Origin of the sequence: Enemella evansiae (genome assembly GCF_002250705.1) — a bacterium.
GTDB classification, from domain to species: Bacteria; Actinomycetota; Actinomycetes; order Propionibacteriales; family Propionibacteriaceae; genus Enemella; species Enemella evansiae.
On sequence record NZ_NMVP01000007.1, the window covers coordinates 1 to 13,142 of the forward strand.

Annotated in this window: 15 protein-coding genes; 8 read left to right on the forward strand and 7 right to left on the reverse strand. The window is 68.3% G+C overall.

Annotated elements, in window-relative coordinates; all coding sequences use genetic code 11:
• The 4 genes from BI335_RS06765 to dusB form a co-directional block, all read right to left on the reverse strand.
• Positions 1 to 300 (reverse strand): IS110 family transposase (locus BI335_RS06765; protein WP_144009081.1); only part of this gene is annotated, 300 nt, incomplete at its 3' end.
• Positions 301 to 743: 443 nt separating this feature from the next.
• Complete coding sequence (locus BI335_RS06770) at positions 744 to 1,169, reverse strand: GlcG/HbpS family heme-binding protein (protein WP_229118931.1); 426 nt, start codon at positions 1,167 to 1,169, stop codon at positions 744 to 746.
• Between the two features lie 30 nt (positions 1,170 to 1,199).
• Positions 1,200 to 1,520 (reverse strand): 2Fe-2S iron-sulfur cluster-binding protein, encoded by a 321-nt coding sequence (locus tag BI335_RS06775; protein ID WP_229118177.1) that lies wholly within the window; start codon positions 1,518 to 1,520, stop codon positions 1,200 to 1,202.
• A gap of 136 nt (positions 1,521 to 1,656) precedes the next feature.
• Positions 1,657 to 2,865 carry a tRNA dihydrouridine synthase DusB gene (dusB, locus tag BI335_RS06780; protein WP_094429999.1) on the reverse strand — a complete coding sequence of 403 codons (1,209 nt, stop codon included), beginning with the start codon at positions 2,863 to 2,865 and terminating at the stop codon, positions 1,657 to 1,659.
• A 169-nt stretch (positions 2,866 to 3,034) separates the two neighbouring features.
• Here dusB and BI335_RS06785 point away from each other — a divergent pair, with 169 nt between their 5' ends.
• From BI335_RS06785 to BI335_RS06800, 4 genes are all read left to right on the forward strand, one after another.
• Complete coding sequence (locus BI335_RS06785) at positions 3,035 to 3,982, forward strand: carbohydrate ABC transporter permease (protein ID WP_229119475.1); 948 nt, start codon at positions 3,035 to 3,037, stop codon at positions 3,980 to 3,982.
• A 1-nt stretch (position 3,983) separates the two neighbouring features.
• Positions 3,984 to 4,862: a carbohydrate ABC transporter permease gene (locus BI335_RS06790; RefSeq protein ID WP_094360417.1), complete on the forward strand. Its 879-nt coding sequence runs from the start codon at positions 3,984 to 3,986 to the stop codon at positions 4,860 to 4,862.
• Positions 4,863 to 4,922: 60 nt separating this feature from the next.
• Positions 4,923 to 6,215: an ABC transporter substrate-binding protein gene (locus BI335_RS06795; protein ID WP_094430001.1), complete on the forward strand. Its 1,293-nt coding sequence runs from the start codon at positions 4,923 to 4,925 to the stop codon at positions 6,213 to 6,215.
• 80 nt (positions 6,216 to 6,295) lie between these two features.
• Positions 6,296 to 7,402 carry an ABC transporter ATP-binding protein gene (locus tag BI335_RS06800; protein ID WP_094430002.1) on the forward strand — a complete coding sequence of 369 codons (1,107 nt, stop codon included), beginning with the start codon at positions 6,296 to 6,298 and terminating at the stop codon, positions 7,400 to 7,402.
• A gap of 95 nt (positions 7,403 to 7,497) precedes the next feature.
• Here the strand turns inward: BI335_RS06800 and BI335_RS06805 are convergent, their stop codons facing one another.
• The 3 genes from BI335_RS06805 to BI335_RS06815 form a co-directional block, all read right to left on the reverse strand.
• Complete coding sequence (locus BI335_RS06805; protein WP_144009084.1) at positions 7,498 to 8,088, reverse strand: hypothetical protein; 591 nt, start codon at positions 8,086 to 8,088, stop codon at positions 7,498 to 7,500.
• An 82-nt stretch (positions 8,089 to 8,170) separates the two neighbouring features.
• Positions 8,171 to 9,562 carry a glycine--tRNA ligase gene (locus tag BI335_RS06810; RefSeq protein WP_094430004.1) on the reverse strand — a complete coding sequence of 464 codons (1,392 nt, stop codon included), beginning with the start codon at positions 9,560 to 9,562 and terminating at the stop codon, positions 8,171 to 8,173.
• 118 nt (positions 9,563 to 9,680) lie between these two features.
• Entirely contained in the window at positions 9,681 to 9,977 is a 297-nt protein-coding gene (locus BI335_RS06815; protein ID WP_094425568.1) for an antibiotic biosynthesis monooxygenase family protein, read from the reverse strand.
• A gap of 87 nt (positions 9,978 to 10,064) precedes the next feature.
• On the opposite strand from BI335_RS06815, the gene BI335_RS06820 reads away from it, so the two are divergent.
• The 4 genes from BI335_RS06820 to BI335_RS06835 are packed head-to-tail and all read left to right on the forward strand — an operon-like array spanning position 10,065 to position 13,115.
• The gene (locus BI335_RS06820; protein ID WP_094424673.1) at positions 10,065 to 11,027 is read left to right on the forward strand and encodes a metal ABC transporter substrate-binding protein; all 963 of its coding nucleotides are present in this window, start codon (positions 10,065 to 10,067) and stop codon (positions 11,025 to 11,027) included.
• Positions 11,024 to 11,806, forward strand: coding sequence for a metal ABC transporter ATP-binding protein (locus BI335_RS06825; RefSeq protein ID WP_172421775.1), 783 nt, complete (start codon positions 11,024 to 11,026; stop codon positions 11,804 to 11,806). Before BI335_RS06820 ends, BI335_RS06825 begins: the two co-directional genes overlap by 4 nt.
• Positions 11,803 to 12,684 carry a metal ABC transporter permease gene (locus BI335_RS06830; RefSeq protein WP_229119476.1) on the forward strand — a complete coding sequence of 294 codons (882 nt, stop codon included), beginning with the start codon at positions 11,803 to 11,805 and terminating at the stop codon, positions 12,682 to 12,684. The genes BI335_RS06825 and BI335_RS06830 overlap by 4 nt, the downstream gene beginning before the upstream one ends.
• The gene (locus BI335_RS06835; RefSeq protein ID WP_094424669.1) at positions 12,681 to 13,115 is read left to right on the forward strand and encodes a Fur family transcriptional regulator; all 435 of its coding nucleotides are present in this window, start codon (positions 12,681 to 12,683) and stop codon (positions 13,113 to 13,115) included. The genes BI335_RS06830 and BI335_RS06835 overlap by 4 nt, the downstream gene beginning before the upstream one ends.
• The last annotated feature ends 27 nt before the right edge of the window (positions 13,116 to 13,142 follow it).

Consider the following 13,142-nt stretch of genomic DNA (forward strand, 5'->3'; position numbering starts at 1 on the left):
CCGGGTGGTCTTATCGGGCCGGTTGACCTCGATCACCTCGATCCCGGCCGCCAGCAGATGCACCGTCAACCCGGCCCCATACGAACCGGTCGACTCGACCCCGATCGCGGTGATCGGTCCGTGGCCGGCGACCCAGTCCACCAACGCGGCATAACCCGCGCGGGAGACCGGGAACTCCCGATCAGCCAACAACACCCCGGTCTCGGTGAGCACGACCGCGTGATGGGTGCGTTGATGAGTATCGACCCCAGCCACCACCGGGGTCGGGTCTTGAGGCGTGGCATGGTTGGTGGTCATCATGGGTGATGTCTCCCTCTACTACTGGATCGAGGGATGACCTCCCAGGCCGGGCGGACACCACAGTGATGAGACACCGATCAAGGTCCTATCAAGTCACACCCGCCCGGTCTGGCCATCCAAACCGAAAGAGGGGCCCGGCGGGCCGGCCGTCGACAAGTCGCGTTCAAGGCACCCAACCAACAGCGCCAGTGTCGAGATCGGTCAAACGAACAACCCAGACCCCAAAGACATCATCCCCAAGGCCACCGGACCCCCACCACCATCCTCACTGTGTCGAGATGAGCTGCAGAGGGTCCTCTCGACACGGCCGCAAGCGGCCTACTCGAGGACCGTGAAGCACCCCGCCGCAAGCGGCCTACTCGAGGACCGTGAAGCACCCCGCCGCAAGCGGCCTACTCGAGGACCGTGAAGCACCCCGCCGCAAGCGGCCTGTTCGAGGACCGTCAGCTGACGGCGGCGGCGCCGGCGGAGGCGACGTCGGCGTCCTCCTCGGCGGAGCCACCGGAGACTCCGACGGCGCCGACGAGCTGACCGTCGACGGTGATCGGCACCCCACCACCGAAGATCACCAGCCGGTCCCGGTGCGGGAAGCCCTGTTTGAGCGCGGGATCACTGGAGATCGTCTCGTACCAGTCGGCGGTCGGCAGTCCGTTGCCGGCGATCACGGTCCACGCCTTGTCCTGGGCGATCCCGGCGCTGATCGGCATCGCGCCGTCCATCCGTTCGAAGGCGACCAGCCGGCCCGCGGAGTCGGCGATCGCGATGTTCATCGCCAGTCCCAGCTCCTCGGCGCGGGCCAGGGCCGCATCCATCGCGGTGCGGGCTCCGGCGCGGGTGATGTTCGGCTGGTTGCGGGTCGTTTCGGACACGGATGCTCCTTGCTCCACGGAACGGGGTGGTCAGGCGCTGCGCGGGTGCAGCAACGGGTTGGTGACGCGGAGCGCCGATTGGCACAGGCTGATCGTGACGTCGCCCTGCGGGACCGCCCGGCAACCCAGGCAGATCCCCTCGGCCCGCTCCTCGGCGGACAGCGCGCTCTCCGCGACCGGGCGGTTGTGCTCGATCTCGCCGGACTCGACCTGGACCTTGCAGATCCCACAGCCACCGCGCCGGCAACCGAGCAGATAGGTGTAGCCGTTCTTGTTCAGCGCGGCCATGATCGTGTCGTCGGTTCCCACCGGGACCTCGACGCCGTTCGGCTGCACCGTCATCTTCGACATTGCCCCAGCATGCCGCAGCAGCGGAAACGCCTCGACGGTCCGTTCCTCACGATGGAACGCGCGCCGTGCATCTCGACACGCGCCCATTGCTCCGCGAGCTCCGCATGGGCGCTGCTCGATGAGCGTGGGGAGTACCTCAGCCGCCGGAGACGCCGACCTCGGCGGAGGCCAGATCCAGGTCGAGTCCACTGGTGTCGTCCAGCCAGCCCTCGGGCATCACGACCTTGTCCCGCGGCGTACCCTGCCGGCCGCGCGGGCTGCCGAGTTCGGATTCGGGGAACGGCTGGTCGGGGTCGAGCCGGCCGAGCTGTTCGTCGAGATCGGCCAGCGAGGACGCCAGGCCGAGCCCTCGGCGTACCTCACCGCCCACCGGATAGCCCTTGAAATACCAGGCGATGTGCTTTCGCAGATCGGTCACCCCGCGCTGCTCCCCCATCAACTCGGCGAGCAGCTCGCCGTGCCGGCGTACCGTCGCAGCCACCTCGCCAAGGGTGGGCCGGGCGCGCCGCTCCAGGCCGGCGAAGGCGTCGGCCAGGTCGCGGAACAGCCAGGGCCGGCCCAGGCAACCGCGGCCGACGACGACACCGGCGACCCCGGTGTGGGCGACCATCGCCTGGGCGGTCTCGGCCTCCCAGATGTCGCCGTTGCCGAGCACCGGGATGTCCACCGCGGCGACCAGTTCGGCGATCGCGTCCCAGTCGGCCTCACCGGCATAGGCCTGGGCGACGGTCCGTCCGTGCAGTGCGATCGCGGCGATCCCGGTGTCGGCAGCGATCCGGCCGGCATCCAGGTAGGTGAGGTGGTCGGTGTCGATGCCCTTGCGGGTCTTCATCGTGACCGGTACGCCGTAGGGTTCGGCCGCGGTGACCGTGGCGGCGAGGATGGCCCGCAACCGGTCCCGTTTCCAGGGCAGTACGCCACCGCCGCCCTTGCGGGTCACCTTCGGCACCGGGCAGCCGAAGTTGAGGTCGACGTGGCCGACCCCGAACTCGCCGCACAGGATCCGGGTGGCCTCGGCCATCGTCGGCGCGTCCACCCCGTAGAGCTGCACCGAGTGCAGGGTCTCGCCCGGATCGAAGGCGAGCATCTGCAGCGACTTGCGGTCCCGCTCGACCAGGCCGCGGGAGGTGATCATCTCGCAGACGAAGAGCCCCTTGCGCCCGGTCCCGGGCGCACCCCCCGCCTCGGCCTGCTCGCGGCAGAGCTGCCGGTACGCCGCATTGGTCACCCCGGCCATCGGCGCGAGCACCACCGGGGTCTCACTGACCACGGCCCGCTCCCCACCGGGGGTGGCGAAGCGCAGCGGGGCGAGCTGCTGCGCGGCGGGAGCCGAAGCGGTGGACATGGGCGTACTCCTGGGCTGATCACGATTCGGAAAAGCGATGGCGAAACCGACTGACCAGTCTAGATGGAGCACCCACTGGTTGGGGTATACAGAACTTGTGCAACAACCGTTTACCGACCCGACACCGGCCAGAAACCGGAAGTTGGAGGCCGGCCGACACGATCCGGGGGTGACTTCAGCCCCCGCGAGCTCGGATGCGCCGACCACCAACGGCGCCGCCGCGTCGGTGCGGGCGCCCCGCAAGCGCCGCTACGACAGCCGCGAGGTGCTGCTGGCGGCGTTGCTGCTGCTGCCGAACCTGGCCCTGCTGGCGGTGTTCACCTACCGGCCGCTGCTGGACAACATCCGGCTGTCCTTCTTCAACTGGAACATCTCGTCCCCGACCGCGACCTTCCTCGGTGTCGGGAACTATGTGGAGTGGGCCACCCGCGCCGACACCTGGCAGGTGGTGTCGAACACCGCGATCTTCACCGTGGCGACCGTTCTCGGCTCGATGGCGATCGGGCTCGGGTTGGCGCTGCTGCTGGATCAGAAGCTGGTCGGCCGCGGTGTGGTGCGCTCGATGGTGTTCGCACCGTTCGTGATCTCCGGCGCCGCGATCGGGGTGGCTTTCCAGTTCGTCTTCGATCCGTCGTTCGGGCTGATCCAGGATCTGCTGCGCCGGGTCGGCCTGACGCCGCCGGACTTCTATCAGAACGCGCGCTGGGCGCTGTTCATGGTCACCGCGACCTACATCTGGAAGACCGTCGGCTATGTGTTCGTGATCTATCTGGCCGCGCTGCAGGGTCGCCGGGCCGAGCTCGATGAGGCGGCCGAGATCGACGGCACCTCGGCCTGGCGGCGGTTCTGGCGGGTGGTGTTCCCGCAACTGCGGCCGACGACCTTCTTCCTGTCGGTGACCGTGCTGCTGAACTCGATGCAGGTCTTCGACATCATCAACGTGATGACCCGCGGCGGGCCCTTCGGCACCGGCACCACGACGATGGTCTATCAGGTCTATCTGGAGACCTTCGTCAACGGCCGGGCCGGTTACGGCGCAACGATCGCCACCATCATGTTCGTGATCCTGCTGGTGATCACGCTCATCCAGGTACGCCTCCAGGACAGGCAGGACTGACATGGCCAGCCAGACCCAGGCGGTGTCCCACCGCGAAGATCCCACCGCCGCGATGCACCGGGGCCGCCTCGGTCGGGTGCTCGGCTACCTCGGCCTGATCCTCACCGTCGCGATGATCATGGTGCCGATCTACTTCATCCTGATCACCTCGCTCAAGGAGCGACCCGACATCTACACCCAGCCGGTGACCTGGTTCCCCAATCCGGTGACCGGGCAGAACTACGGCACGGTGATGACCGAGGTGCCGTTCCTGCGCTACCTGGCCAACTCGGTGCTGATCACCACGGCCCTGACGATCGCCAAGGTGACCCTCGGGGTGATGTCGGCGTACGCCCTGTCCTTCCTGCGTTTCCCGGGCCGCACGGTGCTGTTCGTGGTGGTGATCTCGGCGCTGATGGTGCCCAACCAGATCACCGTGATCTCCAACTACGCGATGGTCGCCCAGCTCGGCTGGCGCAACACCTTCCAGGGCATCATCGTGCCGCTGGCCGGGGTGGCCTTCGGCACCTTCCTGCTGCGCAACCATTTCCTGTCGCTGCCCGGGGAGATCATCGAGGCCGCCCGGATGGATGGCGCGGGTCCGATGAAGCTGCTGTTCCGGGTGGTGCTGCCGATGTCGTGGCCGACGCTGATCGCGTTCACCCTGATCACCATCGTGAACGAGTGGAACGAATACCTGTGGCCGTTCCTGATGGCCAGCAATGACAAGGTGGCCCCGCTCCCGGTCGGACTCACGCTGTTGCAGAACAACGAGGGGTTGACCAACTGGGGGCCGGTGATGGCGGGCACGGTGCTCACCATGCTGCCGATCCTGATCATCTTCGTGATCCTGCAGAAACAGATGATCAAGGGCCTCACCGCCGGTGCGGTCAAGGGCTGATCCCCGCACCGTCGCCACCGACCAACCCGACGACCGACACCAGATTCCGCAAGGAGAACCATGCAGATCAACCGCCGAAACTTCCTCACTCTGGCCGGCGGCGTCGCCGCGGCCGCCACCCTGACCTCCTGTGCCGGCACCGGTTCCGCACCGGCGCAGCAGGGCGAACAGGGTGTCATCAAGTTCTGGTCCAACCACCCGGGCAAGTCCAAGGAACTCGAGCAGAAGATGATCGACGCCTTCGTTGCCGCGAATCCGGGCACCAAGGTCGAGCTCGTCGACGGTGGCGCCAACTACGAGGAGCTGGCGCAGAAGTTCAACGCCGCACTCACCGGCGGCGACCTGCCCGATGTGATCGTCGCCTCCGACGTGACCTGGTTCAACTTCGCGCTGAACAAGGCGATCACCCCGCTCAACGACCTGTGGACCAAGGTCGGGGTGAAGTCCGACGACTACGTCGACACGCTGCGCGATGACTACCTCTACAACGGCCAGAACTACGCGATGCCGTACGCCCGCTCGACCTGCCTCTTCTACTACAACAAGGACATGTGGGCCAAGGCCGGGCTGCCGGACAAGGGCCCCAGCACCTGGGCCGAGTTCGACCAGTTCGCCACCAAGCTGCAGCAGGCGAACCCGAACGCCGCCCCGCTCTCGGTCGCCAACGGCACCAACTACCTGGACTGGTACTTCCAGGGGATGATCTGGACCTTCGGCGGCAAGTACTCCGACAAGTGGGACATGAAGTTCACCACGCCGGAGTCGGTGGAGGCCGGCAACTACCTGGCCTCGATGGCCAAGGCCAACAAGATCAAGGTGACCAAGGACCCGGTCAACGAGTTCGGTACCGGCCTCAGCGCTGCCCTGCTGGAGTCCACCGGATCCCTTGGTGGGTTGAAGAAGCAGGCCCAGGTCAACTTCAACACCGCCTTCCTGCCTGGCCCGAAGCCGGGCTGCCCGACCGGCGGCGCCGGTCTGGCGGTGCCGATGAACATCTCCGACGAGCGCAAGCAGCTGGCGGTGAAGTTCATCGACTTCATCACCAACGCGCAGAACACCGCCAGCTTCAGCCAGGCCACCGGTTACATGCCGGTGCGCAAGTCGGCGCTGGAGGATCCGTCGGAGAAGAAGTACCTGGAGTCCGAGCCGCGGGCGATGACCGCGATCAAGCAGCTCTCGGAGAACACCGCCCCGCAGGACTACGCGCGGGTGTTCGTGCCCGGCGGTGGCCGGCGGATCGGTGAGGGTCTGGACAAGATCACCACCGGCGGTGCGGATGTTGCCACCGTGTTCAAGCAGCTGGCGGACGATTCGCAGAAGACCTTCGAGCGCGACATCAAGCCGAAGCTCTGAGGCGTACCCCCGCCCCTTGCGCCGCTCCCGGGTGAATCCCGGGAGCGGCGCCCGATCCCCAGCACAGAAGGAAGAAACCCATGGCGACCGTCAGCTACGAACAGGCCTCCCGGATCTTCGACGCCGGCGCCCGCCCGGCCGTCGACGCGCTCGATCTGGAGATCGGCGACGGTGAGTTCCTGGTGCTGGTCGGGCCGTCGGGATGCGGCAAGACCACCAGCCTGCGGATGCTGGCCGGTCTGGAACCGGTCGACGAGGGCCGGATCCGGATCGACGGCAAGGACGTCACCGGCACCCGGCCGCGGGACCGGGATGTCGCGATGGTGTTCCAGTCCTATGCGCTGTACCCGAACATGACGGCCCGGCAGAACATGGCGTTCGCGCTGGAGAACAACAAGATGTCGCGTTCCGAGATCGCCGAGCGGGTCGCCGACGCGGCCCGGATCCTGCAGCTGGAGGATCTGCTGGATCGCAAGCCGGGCAAGATGTCCGGCGGTCAGCGGCAGCGGGTCGCGATGGGCCGGGCGATCGTCCGGCAGCCGGCGGTGTTCTGCATGGACGAGCCGCTGTCCAACCTGGATGCGAAACTTCGGGTCTCCACCCGGTCCGAGATCGCCGCCCTGCAGCGGCGGCTGGGCACCACCACGGTCTATGTCACCCACGACCAGACCGAGGCGATGACGATGGGCGATCGGGTAGCGGTGCTGCTCGACGGGCGGCTGCAGCAGGTCGCCTCCCCCGAGACCCTCTACAACCACCCCCAGAACACCTTCGTGGCCGGGTTCATCGGCTCCCCCGCGATCACCCTGATCGACGGGCTGCCGGTACGCGAGGGCTCGGCCTGGCTGGGCCACCATCGCTTCGCGCTGCCCGGCGCGGCCGAGTCGGGCACGGTGACGGTCGGGGTACGCCCGGAGTCCTGGCGGCGGGTCGGTGCCGAGGATCCGGAAGGGGTCGGGCTGAAGGTCGATCTCGTCGAGGCGCTGGGTTCGGAGTTCTTCGTCTACGCCACCCCGGCGACCCCGCCCGCCGAGGACAGCGCGGTCGACGTCCGGCAGGGTCGGATCACCGTGCGGCTGGACAAGCACCAGCGCCCCGAGGTCGGTGAGGTGCTGCACGTGAAGCCCGTCGATTCCGAACTGCACTTCTTCGACGGCGACTCCGGGCTGAACCTGGCCAACGCCTGAGCAACACACCAGGCGCTCGCGATCCAGCGAATCCTGGGTGCATTTCCCTAGCCCTGGAGGGACAGCGGGATGCACTCAGGATTCGCTGGATCGCACTAGCCGCTGGATTCGATGCCCTCCCGGGCGATGGTGAAGCCCCGGTCGGTACCGTCCAGGCCGCAGCGTACGCCGGTGGGTTGCGACTCGCAGCGGTAGCCCGCCGCGGTGAGCACCTTCCCGTAGGGCAGCACCTTCGGCTTCTCCCCGACGAAGAAGCCCTGGTTCACGCAGTCCTCTACGACCTTGGCATTGGGGTCCGCGGGTACCCAGACGGCCGGGGCGAGCGAGTTCGGGTCGTTGCACTTCGGCATCGAGGCGATCAGGAAGTTCGCCTGGCAGCCGACCGCCATGCTCGGCGAACCCGGGTTGATCGCGCAGTAGATGTTGCCGCTCGGGGACTTGAAGTACCAGGCGTTCCCGGACTTGAAGTCCTCGGGCTTGCTGCCCACGGCGCCGCCACCGGCTCGGGTGGTGGTGGACCGGGCGCCGCTCGGGCCAGCCAGCACCGCGGTCGCACGGACGCTCGGTGCCGGCTGAGGCGTACCAGACCCCGACGGTGCACCGGCCGGGGTCGCGGCGGTCGGCGACCCTCCGAACCCACAACCGGTCACCAGCAGCGCCCCGGTTAGCGCGATCCATGTCCTCATGCGAACATCATCCGCCCACCGGAGGGTCAGCGTGGCCGCTGGCTTCGACTCCTCCTTCGTCGTCGCTCAGCCGGCGCGGCGCTCAGGCGCCGAGCAGGCGCTGCGCCAGATAACCCTCGACCTGGTCGAGCGAGACCCGCTCCTGGGCCATCGTGTCGCGATCGCGGACGGTGACCGCGTTGTCCTCGAGGGTGTCGAAGTCGACGGTCACGCAGAAGGGCGTACCGATCTCGTCCTGGCGGCGGTAGCGGCGGCCGATGGCCTGGGCGTCGTCGAAGTCGACGTTCCAGTACTGCCGCAGCGTGGCCGCCAGCTCCTTGGCCTTCGGCGAGAGCGCCTCGTTACGAGACAGCGGCAGCACCGCGACCTTGACCGGCGCGAGCCGGCGGTCCAGCTTGAGCACGGTGCGGGTATCGGTGCCGCCCTTGGCGTTCGGGGCCTCCTCCTCGGCGTACGCGTCCACCAGGAAGGCCATCATCGAGCGGGTCAGCCCGGCCGCCGGCTCGATCACGAACGGCGTCCAGCGCTCGTTGGCCTGCTGGTCGTAGTACTGCAGCTGCTTCTCCTTGCCCGAGCTCTTGCCGTGCGTGGTCAGATCGAAGTCGGTGCGGTTCGCGATGCCCTCGAGCTCGCCCCATTCCGAACCCTGGAAGCCGAAGCGGTATTCGATGTCGACGGTGCGCTTGGAGTAGTGCGACAGCTTTTCCTGCGGGTGCTCGAAAAGCCGCAGGTTGTCGGCCTCGATGCCCAGCCCGGTGTACCAGTCCATCCGGGCGTCGATCCAGTACTGGTGCCACTCCTCGTCGGTGCCCGGCTTGACGAAGAACTCCATCTCCATCTGCTCGAACTCGCGGGTGCGGAAGATGAAGTTGCCCGGGGTGATCTCGTTGCGGAAGGACTTGCCGACCTGGCCGATGCCGAACGGCGGCTTCATCCGCGCCGAGGTCATCACGTTGGCGAAGTTCACGAAGATGCCCTGCGCGGTCTCCGGGCGCAGGTACGCCAGCCCGGACTCGTCGTCGATCACGCCGAGGTAGGTCTTCAGCAGCCCGGAGAAGGCGCGCGGCTCGGTCCACTTGCCCGGCTTGCCGTTCTCGGGATCGGGGATGTCGGCGAGCCCGTTGGCGGGCGGGTGGCCGTGCTCCTCCTCGTACTGCTCGATCAGGTGGTCGGCGCGGTAGCGCTTGTGGGTGTAGAGGGACTCGACCAGCGGGTCGGTGAACGCCTTGACGTGGCCGGAGGCCTCCCAGACCTTGGTCGGCAGGATCACCGAGGAGTCGAGGCCGACGATGTCGTCACGGGTGGTGACCATCGAACGCCACCACTGCCGCTTGATGTTCTCCTTCAGTTCCACGCCATAGGGGCCGTAATCCCACGCCGACCGCGTCCCTCCGTAGATTTCCCCGCTGGGGAAGACGAATCCGCGGTCCTTGCAGAGGTTGATGACCTTGTCCAACTTGGTCGTGGGCGCCACGTGCACTCCTTGCTCGCTCTGGCCGTCAGCCGGGGCCGACAGCCCACGGGTACCCGGCTGGCACCCGCTTCTGGTCCAACGGACAGGCTATCCGACTTCGCGGGTACGCCCGACCGCGTCACGCGCCGCGCGGGCGATTCTCCCCCACCTGATCGGGTGAGTCGTACGCCGAGGGCTCGTCGATCGCCTCGCTGAGCAGCGGCACGATCACCATCTTCGACTCGATCCCGCCCAGCGCCCGGCGGTAGGAGCCGACGTTCTGCCAGCGGGTGACCAGCACCCACAGCTCCGGTTCGTCCAGGTTCTGGCCCAGCTCGGCGTCCAGGAAGCCGTCCTTGGTCCGCAGCAGCTCGAGCGCCGGGCGTACCCGCTCCTCGAAACCCGCGCCGGCGCGGAACCGGTTCACCACCATCATGCGGCTCACGCTAGCGCGACCCGCCGGGACCCCGCACACCTCCTTAATGATTTTGATTTTCACCTGCACTATGACAGGCTCCCACCCATGCGAACGATTCCCCGCGCACTCGGCGTACTCCTCGCCGCCCTCGCGCTGCTGACCACCGGCTGCGCGAGCACGGCCACCCCGCAGGCCCAGCCCGGGCAGCTCAAGGTGATCGTCGCGTTCTACCCGTTCCAATACGTGGCCGAACGGGTCGGCGGCGCGGACGCGGCGGTGACCAACCTCACTCAGCCCGGCGCCGAGCCGCACGATCTCGAGCTCAGTCCCCGGCAGGTCGCCTCGCTCAGCGACGCCGACGTGGTCGTCTACCAGAAGGGTTTCCAGCCGGCGGTCGACAAGGCCATCGAACAGGCCAAGCCGCGGCGTACCGTCGACGTCGCCCAGGTCGTCCAGCTCCGCACGATCGCGCAGGAGGAGGCCGCCGGCGCCGAGGCCGACCCGGATCACGGCCACGACCACGACCACAGCAGCGGCACCGGTGACGAACTCGACCCCCACGCCTGGCTCGACCCGACCAACCTGGTCACCGTCAGCCAGGCGGTGAGCCGGGCCTTCGCCGACGCCCAGCCCGACAAGGCCGCCACCTTCGAGCAGAACGCGAAGGCCGCCGAGACCGATCTGACCGCGCTCGACCGGGAGTTCCACGACGGCCTCGCCCAGTGCGTACGCCGGGACTTCATCACCTCGCACGCGGCTTTCGGCTATCTGGCCGAGCGGTACCGGCTCACCCAGATCGGCATCCGCGGGCTGAGCGCGGAGGCCGAACCATCCCCCGCCCGGATCGCCGAGGTGCAACAGATCGCCCGCGAGCACGGCATCACCACGATCTTCTACGAGACCCTGGTCTCCCCCGATGTCGCCAACGCCGTCGCCGGCGATCTGAAGCTGAAGACCGACGTGCTCGATCCGCTCGAAGGACTGACCGCCGAGTCGCGCGGCAGCAACTACATTGAGGTGATGAAATCGAATCTCAATTCGCTCAAGGGAGCCAACCAGTGTCGGTGAGCCCCGCCCCGCAGCCCGAGGTGCTCGAGCTGGCCGACGTGCAGGTCAGCTTGGCCGCCACCGAGGTGCTGCGTGGCGTCTCCGCCGGCCTGCTCGCCGGCGAGGCGGTCGCCCTGATGGGCCCGAACGGTTCGGGCAAGTCCACCCTGGTCCGCGCCGTGCTCGGCCTGGTACCCCACCGCGGCCGGATCACCCTGTTCGGTACGCCGCAGCAGCGTTTTCGCGACTGGTCGAAGATCGGCTACGTGCCCCAGCGTTCGGCCCCCTCGCTGCAGAGCGCGACGGTACGCGAGGTCGTCGCCTCCGGCCGACTGGCCCATCGGCGCCCGTTCCTGCCGGCCCGCGCCGAGGACCGCCGGATGGTCGAGCAGAGCATCGACCGGGTCGGGCTCACGACGCTGGCCGGGGTGGAACTCGGCGCGCTCTCCGGTGGTCAGCAGCAGCGGGCGCTGATCGCCCGCGCCCTGGCCGGCGACCCGGCGCTGATGGTGCTGGACGAGCCGATGACCGGGGTCGACCTCGACACCCAGGAGGAACTGACCGAGGTGCTCGCCGGGCTGAAGAACCACGGCATGGCGATGCTGGTCGTGCTGCACGATCTGGGCCCGCTGGACCGCCTGATGGACCGGGCCTGGGTGCTGCGCGACGGGCGACTGGTGCACGACGGGGCGCCGCGGGCGGCGGGACACGATCACCACGACGCGCACTGCGCCGACCAGGACGTGGTGGTGGAGATCTCCCTGGTCGCCGGCACCGTGGAACGGCAGTGGGAACGATGATCCAGCTGTTGCAGTACGAGTTCATGCAGCGGGCGCTGATCGCCGCGCTGCTCACCGGGTTGATGGCCCCGGCGATCGGCACCTACATCGTGCAGCGCCGGCTCAGCCTGCTCGGCGACGGCCTCGGCCATGTCGCGATCGCCGGCGTCGGGCTCGCGGTGATGACCGGTACCGCACCGACCCCGGTGGCGGTCGTGGTCGCGGTGCTGGGCGCCGTGGTCGTCGAGCTGTTGCGCCAACACGGCAAGGCCTCCGGCGATGTTGGCCTGGCGATCCTCTTCTACGGCGGGCTCGCCTCCGGGGTGCTGATGGCCGGGATCGCCGGCCAGGGTGCCGGGGCGCTGTCGCAGTACCTGTTCGGCTCCCTGACCACCGTCACCGCCGGCGATCTCTGGTTCGTCGCGATCCTCGCGGTGCTGGTGCTGATCTTCGGCATCGGCCTGTCGCCGCAGTTGTTCGCCGTCACCGCCGATGAGGATTTCGCGCACACCCAGGGGCTGCGGGTCCGGGCGTACAACCTGCTGGTCGTGGTGCTCGCCGCGGTCACCATCACCTTGTCGATGCGGACCGTCGGGCTGCTGCTGGTCAGCGCGCTGATGGTGGTCCCGGTGGCCGCCGCCGGCAATCTGGTCCGCGGATTCACCCCGGCACTGTTCACCGCGATGGGGATCGGGGTGCTGGTCGCGATCGGCGGGGCGGCCGGTTCCTTCTATGCCGACACCGCGCCGGGCGCGATGATCGTGGTGCTGGCGATCGCGGCCTTCGTGCTGAGCTGGCCGCTGTCCCGGCTCCGCGATCGACGGGTACGCCCCAGTGGCGCGTCCGGCGGTACCGGGTTGAGCACCGGAAAGCCTGTCCAGGAAGGAAGTACGCGATGATCGCCGACCAGGAGCAACCAGCTGCCGCGGCCACCCAACCGGCCCAGCCCGGGCAGCGGAAGACCCGGCAGCGGGCCGCGATCGCCGCCCTGCTGGCCGAGGTCGACGACTTCCGCACCGCTCAGCAGACCTTCGACCTGCTGCGCGCCGCCGGCCAGTCGGTCGGGCTGACCACGGTCTACCGGACCCTGCAGGCGATGGCCGACGCCGGCGAGCTGGACGCCATCCGCGTCAACGGCGAACAGGCGTACCGACGCTGCGGGATGAGCGAGCACCATCACCACCTGGTCTGCCGGGACTGCGGCCGGGCGGTGGAGATCTCGGGCCCGACGGTGGAGAAGTGGGCCACCAAGGTGGCCGCCGAGCACGGTTTCCGCGATGTCGGCCACGAGCTCGAACTCTTCGGCCGCTGCGGCAACTGCGCCGACTGACCAGCGGCTACGGCGGCTGAGCGAGCG

Excerpts from the sequence above, each read along its gene's own strand:
- BI335_RS06795 (WP_094430001.1), top strand. The coding sequence starts at position 4,923 with ATGCAGATCAACCGCCGAAACTTCCTCACTCTGGCCGGCGGCGTCGCC.
- dusB (WP_094429999.1), bottom strand. The coding sequence starts at position 2,865 with ATGTCCACCGCTTCGGCTCCCGCCGCGCAGCAGCTCGCCCCGCTGCGC.
- BI335_RS06805 (WP_144009084.1), bottom strand. The coding sequence starts at position 8,088 with ATGAGGACATGGATCGCGCTAACCGGGGCGCTGCTGGTGACCGGTTGT.
- BI335_RS06775 (WP_229118177.1), bottom strand. The coding sequence starts at position 1,520 with ATGTCGAAGATGACGGTGCAGCCGAACGGCGTCGAGGTCCCGGTGGGA.
- BI335_RS06790 (WP_094360417.1), top strand. The coding sequence starts at position 3,984 with ATGGCCAGCCAGACCCAGGCGGTGTCCCACCGCGAAGATCCCACCGCC.
- BI335_RS06820 (WP_094424673.1), top strand. The coding sequence starts at position 10,065 with ATGCGAACGATTCCCCGCGCACTCGGCGTACTCCTCGCCGCCCTCGCG.
- BI335_RS06800 (WP_094430002.1), top strand. The coding sequence starts at position 6,296 with ATGGCGACCGTCAGCTACGAACAGGCCTCCCGGATCTTCGACGCCGGC.
- BI335_RS06835 (WP_094424669.1), top strand. The coding sequence starts at position 12,681 with ATGATCGCCGACCAGGAGCAACCAGCTGCCGCGGCCACCCAACCGGCC.
- BI335_RS06830 (WP_229119476.1), top strand. The coding sequence starts at position 11,803 with ATGATCCAGCTGTTGCAGTACGAGTTCATGCAGCGGGCGCTGATCGCC.
- BI335_RS06815 (WP_094425568.1), bottom strand. The coding sequence starts at position 9,977 with ATGATGGTGGTGAACCGGTTCCGCGCCGGCGCGGGTTTCGAGGAGCGG.